General features: G+C 45.9%; 22 protein-coding genes. 14 read left to right on the top strand and 8 right to left on the bottom strand.

Annotation, left to right across the window (positions count from 1 at the left end):
- Positions 1–77: 77 nt before the first annotated feature.
- From crp to NL626_RS19695, 6 genes are all read right to left on the bottom strand, one after another.
- A complete protein-coding gene (gene crp, locus NL626_RS19720; protein WP_005381432.1) occupies positions 78–710 on the bottom strand; it encodes a cAMP-activated global transcriptional regulator CRP in 633 nt (210 codons plus the stop codon).
- Positions 711–950: 240 nt separating this feature from the next.
- Positions 951–1,820, bottom strand: a complete 870-nt coding sequence (locus tag NL626_RS19715; protein ID WP_005381434.1) for a phosphoribulokinase — start codon at positions 1,818–1,820, stop codon at positions 951–953.
- Between the two features lie 125 nt (positions 1,821–1,945).
- The gene (locus tag NL626_RS19710) at positions 1,946–2,158 is read right to left on the bottom strand and encodes a YheU family protein (protein WP_005382815.1); all 213 of its coding nucleotides are present in this window, start codon (positions 2,156–2,158) and stop codon (positions 1,946–1,948) included.
- Positions 2,159–2,191: 33 nt separating this feature from the next.
- Positions 2,192–3,199, bottom strand: a complete 1,008-nt coding sequence (locus NL626_RS19705; RefSeq protein ID WP_033907159.1) for a hydrolase — start codon at positions 3,197–3,199, stop codon at positions 2,192–2,194.
- 87 nt (positions 3,200–3,286) lie between these two features.
- Positions 3,287–3,775: a TIGR02444 family protein gene (locus tag NL626_RS19700; RefSeq protein ID WP_033907158.1), complete on the bottom strand. Its 489-nt coding sequence runs from the start codon at positions 3,773–3,775 to the stop codon at positions 3,287–3,289.
- Complete coding sequence (locus NL626_RS19695; protein ID WP_042523641.1) at positions 3,772–5,691, bottom strand: ABC transporter ATP-binding protein; 1,920 nt, start codon at positions 5,689–5,691, stop codon at positions 3,772–3,774. The genes NL626_RS19700 and NL626_RS19695 overlap by 4 nt, the downstream gene beginning before the upstream one ends.
- Before the next feature lie 209 nt (positions 5,692–5,900).
- Between NL626_RS19695 and kefG the strand changes: the two genes are divergently transcribed.
- The 5 genes from kefG to NL626_RS19670 all read left to right on the top strand — a co-directional run bounded on the left by kefG (position 5,901) and on the right by NL626_RS19670 (position 10,225).
- The gene (gene kefG, locus NL626_RS19690) at positions 5,901–6,494 is read left to right on the top strand and encodes a glutathione-regulated potassium-efflux system ancillary protein KefG (protein ID WP_017821749.1); all 594 of its coding nucleotides are present in this window, start codon (positions 5,901–5,903) and stop codon (positions 6,492–6,494) included.
- Positions 6,478–8,274 (top strand): glutathione-regulated potassium-efflux system protein KefB, encoded by a 1,797-nt coding sequence (kefB, locus tag NL626_RS19685; protein WP_005382809.1) that lies wholly within the window; start codon positions 6,478–6,480, stop codon positions 8,272–8,274. Before kefG ends, kefB begins: the two co-directional genes overlap by 17 nt.
- A gap of 33 nt (positions 8,275–8,307) precedes the next feature.
- Positions 8,308–8,508, top strand: coding sequence for a YheV family putative zinc ribbon protein (locus NL626_RS19680; protein ID WP_005381449.1), 201 nt, complete (start codon positions 8,308–8,310; stop codon positions 8,506–8,508).
- A gap of 92 nt (positions 8,509–8,600) precedes the next feature.
- The gene (gene slyD, locus NL626_RS19675; RefSeq protein ID WP_005381451.1) at positions 8,601–9,152 is read left to right on the top strand and encodes a peptidylprolyl isomerase; all 552 of its coding nucleotides are present in this window, start codon (positions 8,601–8,603) and stop codon (positions 9,150–9,152) included.
- 131 nt (positions 9,153–9,283) lie between these two features.
- On the top strand, positions 9,284–10,225 hold the full coding sequence (locus tag NL626_RS19670) for an isoaspartyl peptidase/L-asparaginase family protein (protein WP_085570109.1): 942 nt from the start codon (positions 9,284–9,286) through the stop codon (positions 10,223–10,225).
- A gap of 83 nt (positions 10,226–10,308) precedes the next feature.
- Here the strand turns inward: NL626_RS19670 and NL626_RS19665 are convergent, their stop codons facing one another.
- Positions 10,309–10,536, bottom strand: a complete 228-nt coding sequence (locus NL626_RS19665; protein WP_005381455.1) for a SlyX family protein — start codon at positions 10,534–10,536, stop codon at positions 10,309–10,311.
- Entirely contained in the window at positions 10,533–11,519 is a 987-nt protein-coding gene (locus tag NL626_RS19660) for a WD40 repeat domain-containing protein (RefSeq protein ID WP_253657674.1), read from the bottom strand. Before NL626_RS19660 ends, NL626_RS19665 begins: the two co-directional genes overlap by 4 nt.
- Before the next feature lie 128 nt (positions 11,520–11,647).
- Here NL626_RS19660 and fkpA point away from each other — a divergent pair, with 128 nt between their 5' ends.
- From fkpA to NL626_RS19615, 9 genes are all read left to right on the top strand, one after another.
- Positions 11,648–12,430 carry an FKBP-type peptidyl-prolyl cis-trans isomerase gene (fkpA, locus tag NL626_RS19655; RefSeq protein ID WP_017821751.1) on the top strand — a complete coding sequence of 261 codons (783 nt, stop codon included), beginning with the start codon at positions 11,648–11,650 and terminating at the stop codon, positions 12,428–12,430.
- Between the two features lie 143 nt (positions 12,431–12,573).
- A complete protein-coding gene (locus tag NL626_RS19650) occupies positions 12,574–13,296 on the top strand; it encodes a transcriptional regulator (protein ID WP_005382804.1) in 723 nt (240 codons plus the stop codon).
- Positions 13,293–13,688 carry a sulfurtransferase complex subunit TusD gene (tusD, locus tag NL626_RS19645; protein WP_017633744.1) on the top strand — a complete coding sequence of 132 codons (396 nt, stop codon included), beginning with the start codon at positions 13,293–13,295 and terminating at the stop codon, positions 13,686–13,688. The genes NL626_RS19650 and tusD overlap by 4 nt, the downstream gene beginning before the upstream one ends.
- Positions 13,685–14,041, top strand: coding sequence for a sulfurtransferase complex subunit TusC (gene tusC, locus NL626_RS19640; RefSeq protein WP_064354366.1), 357 nt, complete (start codon positions 13,685–13,687; stop codon positions 14,039–14,041). The genes tusD and tusC overlap by 4 nt, the downstream gene beginning before the upstream one ends.
- A 7-nt stretch (positions 14,042–14,048) precedes the next feature.
- Positions 14,049–14,324 (top strand): sulfurtransferase complex subunit TusB, encoded by a 276-nt coding sequence (tusB, locus tag NL626_RS19635; protein WP_213891978.1) that lies wholly within the window; start codon positions 14,049–14,051, stop codon positions 14,322–14,324.
- Between the two features lie 177 nt (positions 14,325–14,501).
- Positions 14,502–14,876, top strand: a complete 375-nt coding sequence (gene rpsL, locus NL626_RS19630; RefSeq protein ID WP_004399892.1) for a 30S ribosomal protein S12 — start codon at positions 14,502–14,504, stop codon at positions 14,874–14,876.
- Between the two features lie 101 nt (positions 14,877–14,977).
- The gene (rpsG, locus tag NL626_RS19625; RefSeq protein ID WP_005382796.1) at positions 14,978–15,448 is read left to right on the top strand and encodes a 30S ribosomal protein S7; all 471 of its coding nucleotides are present in this window, start codon (positions 14,978–14,980) and stop codon (positions 15,446–15,448) included.
- A 75-nt stretch (positions 15,449–15,523) separates the two neighbouring features.
- On the top strand, positions 15,524–17,623 hold the full coding sequence (fusA, locus tag NL626_RS19620; protein ID WP_005382794.1) for an elongation factor G: 2,100 nt from the start codon (positions 15,524–15,526) through the stop codon (positions 17,621–17,623).
- 153 nt (positions 17,624–17,776) lie between these two features.
- On the top strand, positions 17,777–18,110 hold a 334-nt coding region (locus NL626_RS19615), incomplete at its 3' end, for a GTP-binding protein (RefSeq protein ID WP_253657663.1).

Raw genomic sequence — 18,110 nt, 5'->3', positions numbered from 1 at the left:
GTCATGAGTAAATAAAAAGCCACCAATGTTGCCATTGGTGGCTTTTATAATTTTGTTCGTGTCACTCTAGTTCGAGATTAACGAGTACCGTAAACCACGATGGTTTTACCGTGAGCAGAGATTAGGTTCTGCTCTTCTAGCATCTTCAAGATACGACCTACTGTCTCACGAGAACAGCCAACAATTTGACCGATTTCTTGACGAGTGATCTTGATTTGCATGCCGTCTGGGTGAGTCATTGCGTCTGGTTGTTTTGCAAGGTTCAGAAGCGTCTGAGCGATACGACCAGTTACGTCTAGGAACGCCAGGTCACCCACTTTTTGGCTAGTTACTTGAAGACGACGAGCCATCTGCGCAGAAAGACGCATTAGGATGTCTGGGTTTACTTGGATAAGCTGACGGAACTTCTTGAAAGAAATTTCAGCAACTTCACAAGGAGATTTAGCACGAACCCAAGCTGTGCGCTCTTGGTCTTCCTCGAATAGACCAAGTTCACCAATAAAGTCTCCTTGGTTTAGGTAAGAAAGGATCATCTCCTTACCTTCTTCGTCTTTGATAAGAACCGCAACAGAACCTTTAACGATGTAGTACAAAGTTTCTGCCTTTTCGCCCGCGTGAATTAGCGTGCTCTTTGAAGGGTACTTATGAATATGACAGTGTGAAAGAAACCACTCTAATGTTGGGTCGGTTTGAGGTTTACCTAGAACCATAATATCTCACTTCCTCTGCAGGGTACGCTTGCGCTATCCATATTTTAGCTAAGCCTGAATTAGGCCTACTAGAATAAGAGCACTTTTTATATGCTGCAAGCTCTCTTGTGTTTCGGTAAGAAATAGTATCCTTTTTCGAAAACGATTTCTTGATTTTAATCGTGCCATGATTGAGATTTTGTAAGCAAAACTGTGCACATGATCACGGTATGAAAAGTAAACATCTTCGCAGGCAGGTTTTTAGCCAATTTTCCCTGTTTCGATGAGCTGTTGTAGGATAGGCCGAACTATGAGCTCCATTGCAAAGCTCATCTTACCGCCGGGTACGACAATCGTGTTGTGGCGTGACATGAATGAGCCATCAATCATGGCCAGCAGATATGGGAAGTCGACATTCTTGATACCGCGTAGGCGAATCACCACAAAACTCTCATCCAAACTAGGGATGCCTTTTGCATTAAGTGGGTTGGAAGTATCAACGGTCGGTACGCGCTGGAAGTTGATGTGAGTACGAGAAAACTGCGGAGTGATATAGTTGAGGTAATCGTCCATGGATCGCACGATTGAGTCCATTACCGCTTCACGCGAATGGCCGCGATCGCGAGTGTCACGTACGAATTTTTGGATCCACTCTAAGTTCACAATCGGCACCATACCAATTAAGAAATCCACATGTTGAGCAACATTAACATCGCCATCGACCACGCCACCATGTAACCCTTCATAAAACAGCACGTCGCTGTTTTCGGGTAAGTCTTGCCACGGTGTAAACGTGCCTGGCATTTGATTGTAGGGAACCGCTTCGTCAAACGTGTGCAGATAACGGCGCACGCTGCCAGTACCATCATGCCCGAACTTACGGAAAAACTCTTCTAATCCCGGGAAGTCATTAGCTTGTGGGCCAAAGTAGCTAATGTGTCGACCTTGCTCGCGGGCTTTGCGAATTTCGATGTCCATTTCTGGGCGAGTAAAGCGATGGAAGCTATCGCCTTCAACCCATGCGGGTTTAACGTTCATCATATTGAACATTTTACGGAAGGCTTCAGATGTAGTGGTCGTGCCGGCACCGGACGAACCAGTAACCGCAATAATTGGGTGTTTAGCTGACATGACAAACCTTGTCGAAAATTACTTACCTGTAATGTGCAGTAGAGTTACTACTGCACGGTCGATATCCCACTATAGCACGTAACAATACCTTGTCATCGAGTGGGATACGGTAAAATGTGAAGGGTCTAAAATTTTGTTTTATGTTGAATATCGACGGTTTCGTGTAGCTCAGAGAACACGATAACCGCTTCACCTTTTTCCAATTGAGCTTTAACTTGATCAATTTTGTCTTGCAAAGAAACCTCGACGGTTCCGTAATCCGTTCCTTCGCGTAAGACGAATTCACGAATTAAGTTTTCCAATGTTTCCGGCGCAATGTCTTGCCATGGAATGATCATAAATACCTCTAACTTTTATGATGAGCGGCTAGTTTACTGCGTTCGTTGCTTGGATACAGCAGAAAGGTAATCTGCGGCGATACTTTCGTAATACGCGGGCAGCGCTTCCTCCAACCAAAACTTAGGTTTTAACGCCGTTCCTGTTAGGAAGCCAACATGGCCACCGTGTTCAAAGAGACGGTAATCAATGTTATCTGGCAAAACAAACTTCGGTATCACATCATCGGTCATGAACGGATCGTCTTTGGCATGGATGATCAGTGTGGGTAGCGTGATTTGCTGTAGTTTACTTAAGCCAGAACATTGATCGTAATAATCTTGTGCGTCTTTAAAACCGTGCAGTGGTGCCGTGATCAAATCATCGAATTCATACAATCTTGTGACACGTTTTATTGAGTTGTAGGACAGCGCAAGCTCGCCGTGCAATAGATGATGCTTTTGTAACGCGTTACGTTTCAGTGAAGAAAGCAGATAACGGCGATACACTTTCGAAAAGCCTTGTTCAATACGGTTCGCACACGCCGCTAGGTCTAAAGGCGCTGAGATAATAGTCGCTGCATTCAAAATAGGGTGGTCTTTATATTGGGCTAAATAATTCGCCAACATGTTACCGCCAAGAGAAATACCAACTGCAACTTTGGGATTATCAGGAAAACGTTGTTCAAGGTGCTCTAGGAAGTAACGAGCATCCGTCACTTCACCCGAGTGGTAAGCTCGTGCTTTTTTGTTTGGTTTACCGCTGCAGCCACGAAAATGCATCATCACCGACAGCCATCCAGATTGAGCAAATGCATTCATTAGCCCATTGGCATAAGGGCTATAGAAGCACCCCTCTAACCCATGAAATAAAACAAAAATCGGCTTTTTTTGTGCAGGCTCTTGGGTTGGGTCCTCGCTCCACGCGAGATCGAGAAAGTCGCCATCGGATGTATCGAGGGTTTGCCAAATCGGCGTAAATAACGCTTTTTTGCGAATAAAACGCGGCAAAAGCGTTTGGAGATGCGGGTTTTTGATCCCGGCGGCTGCGAAAAATTGTGTCATACCTAACTGCTCTTATGCGGTCCTTCGGTGTCCGTTGAAGAACTTATTAATATAATCCTTTATAAAGATTATAGGTATTCTACAGATTTATGGGCGTTTTGGTGGTTGAATGTTTGGCACCGGAATAGCAAAGGCTTGCTGCAAATGCTCCCCACCGAGTTGACGACAGTATCTCAACGTCAATGGGTCACCATCATTTTTGAGTAGTGCAAGTGAGTTAATGCAGTCCACCAAATCCGCTTGTTGCTGCTTTTCTAGTTGCAGCTCAAACTGCAAGGTCTCACGATACAAAGCGTCATTGACTTGAGACTTAAGGTGGCGACGAAGGTCGCGAAAGGAGTGAAGTAAAGTTTCGCTCCTACCTAGACAGTCTTGCACCAAGGGCCAGTCTTTTTCTTGGAAAATGAGTTGCTGCTCATCGAGCCATCTGAGCAGCAGGAGTAGGTTCACGTTACCGTGGTAGTTGTTCTGTAATGATAAACACGCCTCTTTCACTTCTCGCACACCATAAAATTGCAGACTAAACTGCCAAAGGTGTTCTAGGGTGAGTGTGTATTCAGCGTGTTGATTACTCATTGATTAAACTCTAGCTCCATCTGCTCCAACGTTTCTTGAGCAGACATCCATTCCATTTCAATTTCTTCGAGCTCAGCTTTACTGGAAGCTTGAAGTGCCAGCACTTGGTTAAGTTTAGCTTTATTTTCGGCCGCATACAGTGAGTTGTCCGCCAATTGTTCTTCAGCTTCGGCCAGTGCAGCACCTAACTTATCCATTTTATTTTCTAGTTGTGTCAGCGTTTTGCGAATTGGCGCTGTCTGTTTTCGAAACTCTGCATCGCGACGTTTTTGCTCTTTCTTCGCAGCTGCACTGTTGGCCGTATCTTTGCTTGGCTGCGCAGCCTGCGCTTCTTTGCGTTCCGCTCTTTGTTGCTCGGTTAACCACTTGTAGTAGTCGTTTAAGTCACCATCGAACGGCGCAACTTGTCTATCATGCACTAAATACAAGTCATCGGTTGTAGCACGCAATAGGTAACGGTCGTGCGAAACAATCACCATTGCACCTTCGAACGTTTGCAGTGCCATCGTCAATGCCTGACGCATGTCCAAATCCAAGTGGTTGGTTGGTTCATCAAGTAGCAACAGGTTTGGCTTTTGCCACACAATTAAAGCCAATACCAAACGGGCTTTTTCGCCACCAGAAAACGGCGCAACTTTTTCTAGTGCTTTGTCACCTTGGAAGCCAAAGCTACCTAGGTAATCACGTAGCTGCTGTTCGGTTTGATCGGGTGCGATTTGCATCATGTGTTGCAGCGGCGTTTCTTCAGGATGAAGCGTTTCTAACTGGTGCTGAGCGAAGTAACCAATTTTCACGCCTTGTGAGTAAGTTAGGTCACCACCTTGCGCGTTAAGTTCACCAGAGAGCAGCTTGATTAAGGTCGATTTACCCGCACCATTACGGCCGAGTAAACCAATACGACTGCCAGGAACCAAGTTCAAGCGGATCTTCTCTAAGATGAGGTTGTCACCGTAACCTGCAGATACTTCATCCATCATCATGATTGGGTTTGGCAGCGCAGCTGGCTCACGGAATTGGAAGCTAAATGGGTTATCGAATTGAGCTGGCAGTACTTTTTCCATTCGCTCCAAAGCTTTGATACGGCTTTGGGCTTGGCGTGCTTTTGATGCTTTGTAACGGAAGCGGTCGATGTAACTTTGCATGTGCGACATCTGCTTCTGTTGCTTTTCAAACATCGCTTGTTGTAACACCATTTTTTGTGCACGTTGGTTTTCGAATGACGAGTAGTTACCCGTGTATTCGTTCAGCTGCTGATTCTCGATGTGAATGATGCGACCAACAATTGGATCAAGGAAGTCTCGGTCGTGCGAGATCAGAATCAGCGTGCCAGGGTAGTTTTGTAGCCAACGCTCTAACCACATTACCGCGTCCAAATCCAAGTGGTTGGTTGGCTCATCGAGTAGCAATAAGTCAGAACGACACAATAGCGCTTGAGCCAAGTTAAGACGCATACGCCAACCACCCGAGAATTGGGTCAAACTCCAACTCATTTGCTCTTGGCTGAACCCTAAACCATCGAGCAGTTCTGCCGCGCGAGCGCGAATGCTGTAACCACCAATGGTTTCAATTTTACCGTGTATCTCGGCAACTAGGGTTCCGTTGTCTTGTGTTTCTGCTTCAGCTAACTGCTTTTCGAGAGCGCGGTATTCGCGATCACCATCAATGACGTATTCCAGTGCAGTGCGCTCTAGCGCAGGCGTTTCCTGTGCGACCCAGGCCAACTCCCAATGTTGAGGTTGGCTAAATGAGCCTGCATCAATTGACAGTTCATCTTTCAGTAGGGCAAACAGCGTTGATTTACCGCAGCCGTTTTTGCCCACAAGACCGACTTTATCGCCAGGGTGAATAGTCGCAGAAGCTTGGTCTAAAAGAGGTTTACCGCCACGCAGTAACTGAATATCAGAGAAGGTAATCATAAAGTTTTCATTCACTTTGCGCAGTGCGCGTTGCTTGGTTACATAGCGAAGTGGTTTCAATCGTTTTTAAAGCCACTTGGGTATATATCTAGCGGTGAATAGTAGGGGTATTGGCCGGAAAAGTCGATTGATTCGCTTTAATTGCATTATGCTGTACAAAAAAGTATAACAATTTGATAACGGATAAAAATAACCACAAGGACGACCATTTGGCTGTTGCACCGTCTATTCTCCCAAAAGTTCTGGTCATTTATGCTCATCCAGAGCCACATAACTCGATTGCCAATCAAGTGATGATAAAAAAAGCTCAGTCGCTTGATCACGTCACTGTGCACGATCTTTACGGTGTTTACCCCGATTTCTTTATTGATGTGAATTACGAACATGAGTTGTTGCTCGCTCACGATGTGATTGTATTTCACCACCCACTTTATATGTATTCATGTCCAGCCCTATTAAAAGAGTGGCTAGACCGAGTGTTAGGTAAAGGCTTTGCGTTTGGCGGAGGTGCGGCGCTAGAAGGAAAATACTGGCGCAGTGTCATTACAACAGGTGGTAAAGAAGAAGCCTTCAGCGCGAAGGGGTACAACAAATACCCACTTGAGCAAATCTTGCAACCGTTTGAACTGACGGCAGCCCTATGTCAAATGCACTGGATTGAACCACTGGTGTTGTATTGGTCAAGAAATGTTTCAGATATTGAACGCTACGAACATGCCGAGTTATACCGTGGATGGCTGAGTAACCCACTTGAAAACTGGCAAGCGGCAGAGCGAGGAGGTCAGTATGGCGATCACCAGTGAGTTTCTTCAAAGCAGTGTGGTCTTTCTTTCGGCTGCGGTTATTGCGGTGCCGATTGCTCAGCGCCTTGGGCTTGGCTCGGTTTTAGGTTATTTACTCGCTGGTGTGTTGATTGGCCCATGGGGGCTTGGCTTAATTAGCGACGTTGATGCCATTTTGCATTTTGCCGAGCTTGGGGTTGTGTTGTTACTGTTTTTGATAGGGCTGGAATTAAACCCTAAAAAATTGTGGCAGATGCGAGGGCCGATTTTAGGTTTAGGCGGTGCGCAGGTTGTGGTCACGACCGCCGTGATTGGTAGTGTCGTCAGTATGTTTGGCGTAAGCATGCAAGTGAGTTTGGTGATCGGGATGGGGTTGGCGCTGTCCTCGACGGCGATTGCGCTTAAAGTCATTGAAGAGCAAGGGCTTAATGGTACCGAAACGGGGCAATCTGGTTTTGCGGTGCTGCTCTTTCAAGATATTGCAGTGATCCCGATGCTGGCGATGTTGCCCTTGCTAGCAGGCGGGCATAGTGGTGGAAGTTGGTTGGATGTCTTCACTATTTTAGGCAGTGTGGTAGCACTGTTGATTGGTGGTCACTTTTTACTACGTCCGCTATTTCGTTTTGTCGTGATGAGCGGCGTTCGTGAGCTCTTTACCGTTGCTGCACTTTTAGTCGTGCTTGGCATTTCGGTCGTGATGCAAAAGCTCGGCCTTTCGATGGCATTGGGGACTTTTTTAGCAGGCGTTTTGCTTGCAGAGAGTGAGTATCGCCATGAGCTGGAAATCGCTATCGAGCCATTTAAAGGTCTGTTGTTGGGGTTATTCTTTATTGCGGTGGGCATGGCGGTAAACTTGGGGTTATTGGCATTACACCCTTTAGAGATTCTCGGTGCGGTGGTGGCTTTGGTCGTGGTTAAGGGTTTGGTTTTGTATGCATTGGCGAGAGCTGCCCGTGTCGGAGCCAAAGCGAGAAGCCGTATGGCTGCAATTTTGAGCCAAGGCGGTGAGTTTGCCTTTGTCATATTTACCGCGGCGAGCCAAGAGGGCATTTTGTCCAAAGAGCAAGTGGCGTTTCTGTTGGTGGTGGTCAGTCTATCCATGGTGACGACTCCTCTTTTGCTGATGGGACAAAAGAAGTGGTTTGCTCATACCCTGAATCAAGAAGAAGAGGGCATGACCACGAAAGTCGTGGATCGCCGACCACGCGTTATCATTGCAGGCTTTGGACGTTTCGGTCAGATCGTCGGACGTTTAATGTATGCCAATAAAATCAAAGTGACAGTATTAGAAAGTGATGCCAGCCAAATCCACCTATTACGTAAGTATGGTTACAAAGTGTTTTATGGCGATGCTACACAAATTGACCTATTGAGGGCAGCTGGCGCTGATAAAGCGGAAGCATTGGTTATTTGTACTGATTCACCTGATGAGGTGATGGCCATCGTGGACATTTGTCGCGTGCACTTCCCGAAACTTAAGTTGTTAGCTCGAGCAAGAAGCCGTGTCGAGGCTTACCAGTTAATGAGTCATGGTGTAGAGAATTACTCTCGTGAAACATTTTTAGGGGCGCTAGATCTCGGTCGCCAAGCGCTCGTAGAACTGGGTATGCATCCTTATCAAGCAAAGCGGGCAGAAGCACATTTTCGCAAGTTGGATAATGCTATGCTTAAGGACTTATTGCCTCAACACAATGAAGATAAGAAATTGGCTCAAAGAGCGAAAGAGGCCCGCAAAGAGCTAGAAGAAATATTTGGTCGTGAAATGGAGAGCGACCATCAGTCACCTAATCATTGGAAGTAGTACTTGAGCCAAGACTCAAGCTAAGGAAATAGCGTGAAAATCAAGAAACGTTTTATTGCCGGCGCTAGCTGCCCAAATTGCAGCCAGCAAGATACCCTGCGCTGGTGGATTGAAAATAACATCGAATTAGTTGAGTGTGTCGAGTGTGAGTTTACAGAGCAGCGTAAACCACAATCTGTAGAGAAAAATAAACACTCAGATCAGGAAATGATCGGAATTTTTAAGCCGGAATAATTGAACTTCGATAATTGATCCCCATAATACACCCAGATATCTCAGTACTTAACCCCATTCAGGTTAAGTCAATTAATCTCCCTGGAGTTAGTATGAAAATTGAAAAGAACGTTGTTGCAAGCCTTGCATACAAAGTAATGATGGAAGACGGTGTCGTTGTTGATCAATCAACAGCAGAAGCACCTCTAGATTACCTTCACGGTCACAACAACCTAATCACAGGTCTTGAAAAAGAACTTGAAGGTAAAGTGGCTGGCGACAAGTTCTCAGTAACGGTAGCTCCTGAAGAAGCTTACGGTGAGCACAACGATGCGCTAGTACAGCGCGTTCCTGCGGACGTGTTCCAAGGCGTTGAGCAAATCGAAGTGGGCATGCGCTTCCTAGCTGACACTGACCAAGGTCCAATCCCTGTTGAAGTAACAGAAGTTGACGGCAACGAAGTGGTTGTTGACGGTAACCATATGTTAGCTGGTCAAACACTAACTTTCGAAGTAGAAGTCATGTCTACACGTGAAGCAACAGCAGAAGAGATCGAACACGGTCACATCCACCAAGGTGGTGGCTGTTGTGGTGGTCACGATCATGACCACGATCACGAAGAAGAAGGCGGCTGCTGTGGCGGCGGTAGCTGTGGTTCTCACTAATCATAAGCTCCTTCACTAGATAATCTTATCTAGCAAAGCTTTGAAAAGCGCAAGTTGAGTTTTCAACTTGCGCTTTTTGTTTATCTAAGGTGTAGTGCCAACCATACAAGGAATAACAGTTGGACAAAGTGATGACGAAACCTTTCTCGATTGCCATTCATGGTGGTGCGGGCACCATCTTGCGTGAACAGATGAGCGATGAGCTGCAACAATCCATCTTGGCGGATTTAGAAGCTGCGGTAAAAGCGGGACATCAAATTCTAGACACGGGCGGTGAAGCCTTAGATGCCGTCGTAGCGGCAGTGAAAGTATTGGAAGACTCTCCTAACTTTAATGCGGGTAAAGGCTCAGTGCTGACCAACAACGAAATGGTTGAAATGGACGCTTCTGTGATGGATGGGCGAAACCTTGCAGCAGGCGCGGTCGCTGGGGTTCGTCATATCAGAAACCCAATTGAGCTCGCTCGTGACGTGATGCGAAACAGCAATCATGTGCTGTTGGTGGGTGAGGGCGCAGAGAAGTTTGCTTTTGAGCAAGGCCATGAGTATACCGAGCAAGATTACTTCTTCACTGATCGTCGTTATGAACAACTGATTTCTATGCGTGAGAAAGGCTTGTTTGCTCTTTCCGAGTCCCGTTACCCAGATGACCGTAAGCACGGTACGGTTGGTGCGGTAGCGTTAGATCAACAAGGCAACTTAGCCGCTGCCACCAGTACGGGTGGCGTGACGAATAAGAAATACAACCGAGTCGGAGATTCGGCTCTTATTGGTTGTGGTACGGTGGCCGAAAATGGCGTCGTGGCAGTTTCCACTACGGGTGTCGGCGAGTTCTTTATTCGTAAACGTGTTGCGGAAGACGTTGCAGCACGTATGCGTTACTTACAAGAAGATATTCATACGGCTTGTGAACACATTATCCAAGGTGATCTCAAACAGATGGGCGGAGAGGGCGGTTTGATTGCCATTGATGCTAAAGGTGAGATGCACTTTGCGATGAACAGTTCTGGCATGTACCGAGCAGGCATTAATACGCAAGGCGAGCTGAGCGTTAAAATCTACGCCGACGAATAGCTTCCTCTTGAGTACCTTCTTAAGTAATTAATACAACAAAGCCCAGAACATGTTCTGGGCTTTATGCTATTTGAGCCTGCATTTTAATAATGCGGTGGTGGGGTTTCTTCTGACGGATCGGCTAAATTCGACGAGTCCATATTTTTTACTTTACCTACCACATATTTCATCTGATCGAGCATCTTGGTAATTTGCAGTTGTTGCTGCGATAAAGCTCCGTTCAGATCTTCAATAGTCTGTTCTTGGAACGCAAGCTGACATTCTAAGTCATTAATGCGTGCTTCCAATTGCTGAATGATTTTTTCTGTCATGATCCGTTCTCTAACTGCCAAGCTTGGGCAATACCTGCTGAAGTAGCAGTAATTACGCGTTGTTTTGAATCAAAGGCTGCATCATACACGACCGCACGGGGAGGGCGAGTGTCTTTTTTGGGCTCCACTTCAAATCCACTCATTCGTTTTCCGGTTTGAGTATCCCATATCGACACACGGCCAGAAGGGCTTCCTGTGACTAGTTGAGTCCCGTCGTCAGAAAATCGTGCGGTAGAGAAAATTAATTGGCGCGACCAACTGCTCAACTGTGTGACTTCTTGTCCAGTTTTTAAATCCCAAACAATCGCTTGGTTTCCGCCATCAGATGTCATTGCTAATTTTCCATCTCTTTGCAGGGCCACGCGAACAATTCGTTGTTCATGTTCGAAGGTTCGTAGTACTTGTCCGGTTTCGGTATCCCACAGATACGCTTTATAGTCATTACCTCCGGTTAGGGCGAAGCGCCCATTAGGAGAAATGGCCACGGAATTGACTTTTTCACGATGCGCAAGGAACTCCATGCGACGCCCGGTGACTAAGTTGACATAAATTGCTTTACCGTTGGATAACCCAAGCAGAACTTGTTCACCATTACTGGTGATATCAACGTCGCGAATGAGCGCATCAGAGATAGACCAAAGGCCTTCGGATTGCGTCCAGCCTAGGTCCCAAACTGCGAAGTTCATTTGGCTTGCTGTAATTGCGTAGCGACCATTGTCAGATATGCGGATATGGGAAACCACATTGGCATCGGCATCGAGTTCACCCAGATTGGCTAGTTGTTCATTTTGCTCTAGGTCCCACAACATCAAATGACGTTGTTGAGAATAGAGCAGAGCAAACCGTCCATCTCTGCTAAGTACGAAGCTCGTCGCACCTTGAGGTTCTATCGGCCAACGCTGCACTTCACGCTCGGCGAAAAAGCAACCATTTAACGTGGTGATGACAATTAAATATAGGAATAAATGAAAAATTCTTTGCATCACATCTAATAATCCGGTTTGTGTCTTAAGACATATAGCTAGTATATTGGTATAACGATTGTCTTCACTAGTCTCATAGAAGATTTGTGCACAACAACCAATGGCAGAGCCATTATTGGGAGAATTTAATGAAATCAGTTTTAAAAGTGTCGCTACTTGCTGCAACAGTTATGCTAGCGGTAGGTTGTCAGAAAGAAGAAACTAAAACAGAAACCGCACCTCAAGCAGAACAAGTTCAAGCAGAAACCGGTAAAGCGGTTCACTTTAAAACCGACGACGACAAAGCGGCATACGCAATCGGTGTTTCATTTGCTAACTACCTAAGCACAAGCATCGACAAGCCAAGCGAAATCGGCATTAATCTTAACAAAGATTTGGTACTAAAAGGTATCGAAGACGTCTTCAAAGGCAATGCTGAATTGAATGAAGAAGAAACACGTGCAGCACTAGAATCTCTAGACAAGCGTGTTGCAGAAAAGATGCAAGCACAAGCGGCTGAGAAAGCAGCTGAAGCGAAAAAAGCTGGCGATGATTTCCGAGCTGAGTTTGAGAAGCAAGAAGGCGTAGTGAAGACAGATACAGGTCTTCTATACCAAGTAATGACACCAGCTGAAGGTGAGAAGCCAAAAGACACTGATACGGTTCAAGTACACTACAAAGGTACTCTGATCGACGGTACTCAGTTCGACAGCTCATACGATCGTGGTGAACCTGCAACGTTCCCACTTAACCGTGTAATCCCAGGTTGGACAGAGGGTGTTCAGTTAATGCCTGTGGGTTCTAAATTCAAATTCGTTATCCCGCCAGAGCTAGCATACGGTGACCAAGACACACCAAGCATTCCTGCTAACTCAACGCTAGTATTTGAAGTTGAGCTGCTAAAAGTTGAGAACGACAACGCAGAGCAATAACAATAAGCTGCGATAAGTTATTGAAAAAGGTCCGTTTAACGGGCCTTTTTTGTTCTAGGTCACTAGTTGGTGAGTTTGCTAGGTTGCTTTTCAAATTTTCTGATAAACTTACACCAATTTGTTGATTTTTCGCTCGAAGGCTTATGACAACTACAGAAACAATAAACGCGGAGATGTTGCTCGAAATGGAATCCGTTAACGTGATGCCGTTTACCGAGCACGACAAAATCATTTTAAGATCTTATGAGGCGGTCGTGGATGGTATCGCCAGCCTGATAGGTCCATTTTGTGAAATCGTTCTTCACTCTCTAGAAGACTTAAATACCTCTGCAATTAAAATCGCTAACGGTGAAAACACGGGGCGCCAAGTCGGCTCACCAATCACTGATTTAGCGCTTAAGATGCTAAAAGACATCGAAGGCTCGGAGCGCAACTTCTCACGTTCGTACTTTACCCGTGCAAAAGGTGGCGTGTTGATGAAGTCGATTACTGTCGCCATTCGTAATGGCGAAAATCGCGTGATTGGTTTGTTGTGTATCAACGTCAACTTGGATGCGCCTTTCTCGCAAGTTCTTCAGTCTTTCATGCCGACGCAAGAAGCGAAAGAAGCGGCTTCCTCGGTCAACTTTGCTAGTGACGTAGAAGAGCTGGTGGACCAAACTGTTGAACGCACCATCGAAGAGATCAATGCGGATAAATCCGTGTCTAACAACACCAAGAATCGCCAGATCGTGATGGAGTTGTACGACAAAGGTATCTTCGATATTAAAGATGCCATCAACCGTGTCGCGGATCGCCTTAATATTTCAAAACACACCGTTTACTTGTACATTCGTCAACGTAAAACCGAGGATGATGAAAGGTGAGTAAACTGACTTACACGTTAGTGGTGAATGGTCCCGTTTATGGCAGCCAGTCAGCGCGCAGTGCTTATCAGTTCGCCAAAGCGTTGATAGAGCAAGGCCATCAGCTAGTGAGCGTCTTCTTTTATCAAGATGGTGTGACTAATGGTACTGCTTTGAGTGTGCCAGCCAACGATGAATTTGATCTCAATAAGGCGTGGCAGTCTTTGGCTAAAGAGCATGGTGTTCGCCTAGAAACTTGTGTCGCGGCCGCTTTGCGTCGCGGGATTGTAAGTGAAGAAGAAGCGAATCAACATGGTTTGGTTCAGAACAATCTAGCCGATGGTTTTGAACAAGCAGGCTTAGGTAGCCTAGCTGAAGCGATGTTAACCCAAGACAGAGTGGTACAGTTTTGAGTCAGTTAACTTATCTATTTCGTAGTGCGCCACATGGCAGTGCAGCTGGTCGTGAAGGTGTGGATGCACTGTTAGCCGCGTCGGCTTACTGTGAAGATATCAGCGTCATTTTCATGGGTGACGGGGTATACCAGCTTCTACTCGGACAAGACCCCAACAATATTTTGAGTAAAGATTACGCGCCGATGTTAAAGCTTTTCGATTTATACGACATCGAACAAGTCTTTGTGTGTTCAGAGTCGTTAACCCAGCGAGGTTTGGCGCAAGCGGATTTAGTCCTTGAAGCCCAAGCGTTAAGCTCAGAACAGCTCAAAGATAAGTTACAACACGCTGGCAAGCTACTGTCTTTTTGAGGAAGTTATGTTACACATCATAAAAACAGTCTCTGCTCTAGAAGACGCCATGCCCTTATGCAGTGAACAGGATGACATCTTACTTATAGAAGATTCAGTGTACGCTGCTAACTCGCAACATAAAGCATTTTCCCATCTCAAAAACCGCAGCGTATTTGTGTTAGAGAGCGATGCGCAAGCTCGCGGTATTGCAAATCGTATCAGTCCATCCCTGACGATTGTGAATTACTCAGGCTTCGTTGAACTAACAGCAAAACAGGATAAATCCCTAACTTGGGATTGAACAAGATTTGCTGTCGACAAAGCTTTACGGATGAATTGTTCTAATTGAACAAAAAAGATCCGTATATTTCTTGACACACCTCTCACTGCTGCATAGAATTTTGCGTCCCTAACTGCATTGGCAGTTGGGGATAGATTTTTCACAAAGCTTACTTTCAAGTAAATCAGGAGCTAGTTAATGGCAACTATTAACCAGTTGGTACGTAAGCCACGTGCAAAGCAAGTTGTTAAAAGCAACGTGCCTGCACTAGAAGCGTGCCCACAAAAACGTGGTGTATGTACTCGTGTTTACACTACTACACCTAAAAAACCTAACTCAGCACTTCGTAAAGTTTGTCGTGTACGTCTGACAAACGGCTTCGAAGTTACATCGTACATCGGCGGTGAAGGTCACAACCTTCAAGAGCACTCAGTTGTTCTAATCCGTGGTGGTCGTGTTAAAGACCTTCCAGGTGTGCGTTACCACACTGTTCGCGGCGCACTAGACTGTGCTGGCGTAAATGACCGTAAACAAGGTCGTTCTAAGTACGGTGTGAAGCGTCCTAAGTCTTAATGGATTCCGTTAAGTAAGGCCAAACACTAAATTATTTTTAATTTTTTGAAAAAACTGAAAAGTTTTGGATAAAACCTGAAGAAGACAACGGAGATAAATCCATGCCACGTCGTCGCGTCATTGGTCAGCGTAAGATCCTTCCAGATCCAAAATTCAAATCTGAATTGCTGGCAAAATTCGTTAACATCCTAATGGTTGACGGTAAAAAATCTACTGCAGAGAAAATCGTTTACACTGCACTAGATGCTATGGCTGAAAAGTCTGGTAAAGACCACTTAGCTATTTTTGAAGAAGCTCTTGAAAACGTTCGCCCAGCGGTAGAGGTTAAATCTCGCCGTGTTGGTGGTTCAACTTACCAAGTACCTGTAGAAGTACGTCCGGTTCGCCGTAACGCACTTGCTATGCGTTGGTTGGTTGAAGCTGCGCGCAAGCGTGGTGAAAAATCTATGGCTCAACGCCTAGCTGCTGAAATGCTAGACGCGTCTGAGAACAAAGGTACTGCGGTTAAGAAACGTGAAGACGTTCACCGCATGGCTGACGCAAACAAAGCGTTCGCTCATTACCGTTGGTAATACCTTCTGTGCTGCGAGGTTCTCTCGCAGCACTTTTCTATACTCTAAGGTACACCTTAGTAAGAGGATACAATCGTGGCTCGTAAAACTCCTATTGAGCTATACCGTAATATCGGTATCTGTGCTCACGTAGATGCAGGAAAAACAACCACAACTGAGCGTATTCTGTTCTACACTGGCCTTTCTCACAAAATCGGCGAAGTTCACGATGGTGCAGCAACCATGGACTGGATGGAGCAGGAGCAGGAGCGTGGTATCACTATCACATCCGCTGCTACTACTACATTCTGGCGTGGTATGGAAGCACAGTTCCCTGAGCATCGCGTAAACATCATTGATACCCCTGGACACGTTGACTTTACTATCGAAGTAGAGCGTTCTCTTCGTGTACTTGATGGTGCTGTGGTTGTGTTCTGTGGCTCATCTGGTGTTGAACCTCAGTCTGAAACTGTATGGCGTCAAGCAGACAAATACCACGTTCCACGTTTGGTATTTGTAAACAAGATGGACCGTGCGGGCGCAGACTTCCTACGCGTTGTGAACCAAATTAAGAATCGTCTTGGTGCGACTCCTGTTCCAATCCAGCTGAACGTTGGTGCGGAAGATGAGTTCAGAGGTGTCATCGACCTTATCAAGATGAAAATGATCAACTGGAATGATGCCGATCAAGGCACTTCGTTTACTTACGAAGACATCCCAGCTGACATGATTGAACTTGCTGAAGAGTGGCGCAACCACATGGTTGAATCCGCTGCTGAAGCTAGCGAAGAGCTGATGGACAAGTACCTTGAAGAAGGTGAATTGACTGAAGCTGAGCTCAAACAAGCTCTACGTACTCGCACACTAAATAACGAAATCGTACTGGCTACTTGTGGTAGTGCGTTTAAGAACAAAGGTGTTCAAGCGGTACTGGATGCAGTAGTTGAGTTCTTGCCATCGCCTGTTGACGTACCTGCAATTAAAGGTGTCGACGAAAGAGAAAATGAAGTTGAGCGTCATGCTGACGACAACGAACCTTTCTCAGCGCTAGCGTTTAAGATTGCGACTGACCCATTCGTGGGCACGCTAACTTTCATGCGTGTTTACTCCGGTGTTGTAAACTCGGGTGACGCTGTTTACAACTCAGTAAAAGAGAAGAAAGAGCGTTTCGGTCGTATCGTTCAGATGCATGCGAATAAGCGTGAAGAAGTGAAAGAAGTTCGCGCTGGTGATATTGCAGCTGCTATCGGTCTGAAAGACGTAACAACAGGTGACACACTGTGTGATCAGAACCACAAAGTGATTCTAGAGCGCATGGAGTTCCCTGAACCAGTTATTCAGATTGCTGTAGAGCCTCGTTCTAAGGCAGACCAAGAGAAAATGGCTATCGCGCTAGGTAAACTAGCAGCGGAAGATCCATCATTCCGCGTGGAAACGGACGACGAATCAGGTCAGACTCTGATCTCAGGTATGGGTGAACTTCACCTAGACATTATCGTTGATCGTATGAAGCGTGAATTCAGCGTTGATTGTAACGTTGGTAAACCTCAGGTTGCTTACCGTGAAACCATTCGTGGTAAAGCGGAAGTTGAAGGTAAGTTTGTTCGTCAATCAGGTGGTCGTGGTCAATACGGTCATGTTTGGGTCAAACTTGAGCCTTCAGAGCCTGGTGAAGGTTTCGTATTCGTAGACGAAATCGTGGGCGGTGTGATTCCTAAGGAATACATCAGTTCGGTATCGAAAGGTATCGAAGAGCAAATGAATAGTGGTGTTCTAGCGGGTTACCCTGTACTAGATATTAAAGCTACACTATTTGATGGTTCTTACCACGATGTAGACTCAAGCGAGATGGCGTTTAAGATCGCTGGCTCGATGGCATTCAAGAAAGGTGCACTAGAAGCACAACCTGTGATTCTAGAACCTATGATGAATGTCGAAGTAACCACTCCGGAAGACTGGATGGGTGACGTTGTTGGTGACCTAAACCGTCGTCGCGGTATCATTGAAGGCATGGACGAAGGTGTGGCTGGTCTTAAGATCATCCGTGCTCAAGTACCACTATCCGAAATGTTCGGTTACGCAACTGATCTACGTTCTGCAACTCAAGGCCGTGCGTCTTACTCTATGGAGTTTCACGAGTACGCTGAAGTGCCGAAAAACTTCGCAGATAAAATTATTGCAGAGCGTGGTTACTAATTGACGATTGAACTGCAAAAAGTTTACGACTTTTTGCGAGATCAGGGCGTCCAAATATTGCGCTAACGGGCGTTGGCGCATAAAATAACAATTTCTGGCGCGTCGTCGATCAATAATGATCACGACGAATCATAACTAGGAAGGAACACGATCGTGTCTAAAGAAAAATTTGAACGTACGAAACCGCACGTTAACGTTGGTACTATCGGCCACGTTGACCACGGTAAAACAACTCTAACTGCAGCTATCTGTACTACTCTTGCTAAAGTTTACGGCGGTGTAGCTAAAGACTTCGCATCTATCGATAACGCTCCAGAAGAGCGTGAGCGCGGTATCACAATCGCAACTTCTCACGTTGAGTACGACACTCCATCACGCCACTACGCACACGTTGACTGTCCAGGACACGCTGACTATGTTAAAAACATGATCACTGGTGCTGCACAGATGGACGGTGGTATCCTAGTTGTTGCTGCGACAGATGGCC

Origin of the sequence: Vibrio sp. Y58_MX_L22, from assembly GCF_024181865.1 — a bacterium.
GTDB lineage: Bacteria > Pseudomonadota > Gammaproteobacteria > Enterobacterales > Vibrionaceae > Vibrio > Vibrio alginolyticus.
Note: the sequence above shows the minus strand (reverse complement) of the source record. Positions and strands in the feature narration are given on the sequence as shown.

Coding starts and splice junctions, on each gene's coding strand:
- NL626_RS19710 (WP_005382815.1), bottom strand. CDS start 2,158: ATGATCATTCCATGGCAAGACATTGCGCCGGAAACATTGGAAAACTTA.
- NL626_RS19650 (WP_005382804.1), top strand. CDS start 12,574: ATGACAACTACAGAAACAATAAACGCGGAGATGTTGCTCGAAATGGAA.
- tusB (WP_213891978.1), top strand. CDS start 14,049: ATGTTACACATCATAAAAACAGTCTCTGCTCTAGAAGACGCCATGCCC.
- kefB (WP_005382809.1), top strand. CDS start 6,478: ATGGCGATCACCAGTGAGTTTCTTCAAAGCAGTGTGGTCTTTCTTTCG.
- NL626_RS19670 (WP_085570109.1), top strand. CDS start 9,284: ATGACGAAACCTTTCTCGATTGCCATTCATGGTGGTGCGGGCACCATC.
- slyD (WP_005381451.1), top strand. CDS start 8,601: ATGAAAATTGAAAAGAACGTTGTTGCAAGCCTTGCATACAAAGTAATG.
- fkpA (WP_017821751.1), top strand. CDS start 11,648: ATGAAATCAGTTTTAAAAGTGTCGCTACTTGCTGCAACAGTTATGCTA.
- NL626_RS19705 (WP_033907159.1), bottom strand. CDS start 3,199: ATGACACAATTTTTCGCAGCCGCCGGGATCAAAAACCCGCATCTCCAA.
- NL626_RS19695 (WP_042523641.1), bottom strand. CDS start 5,691: ATGATTACCTTCTCTGATATTCAGTTACTGCGTGGCGGTAAACCTCTT.
- NL626_RS19665 (WP_005381455.1), bottom strand. CDS start 10,536: ATGACAGAAAAAATCATTCAGCAATTGGAAGCACGCATTAATGACTTA.
- NL626_RS19660 (WP_253657674.1), bottom strand. CDS start 11,519: ATGCAAAGAATTTTTCATTTATTCCTATATTTAATTGTCATCACCACG.
- NL626_RS19700 (WP_033907158.1), bottom strand. CDS start 3,775: ATGAGTAATCAACACGCTGAATACACACTCACCCTAGAACACCTTTGG.
- NL626_RS19715 (WP_005381434.1), bottom strand. CDS start 1,820: ATGTCAGCTAAACACCCAATTATTGCGGTTACTGGTTCGTCCGGTGCC.
- rpsL (WP_004399892.1), top strand. CDS start 14,502: ATGGCAACTATTAACCAGTTGGTACGTAAGCCACGTGCAAAGCAAGTT.
- rpsG (WP_005382796.1), top strand. CDS start 14,978: ATGCCACGTCGTCGCGTCATTGGTCAGCGTAAGATCCTTCCAGATCCA.
- crp (WP_005381432.1), bottom strand. CDS start 710: ATGGTTCTAGGTAAACCTCAAACCGACCCAACATTAGAGTGGTTTCTT.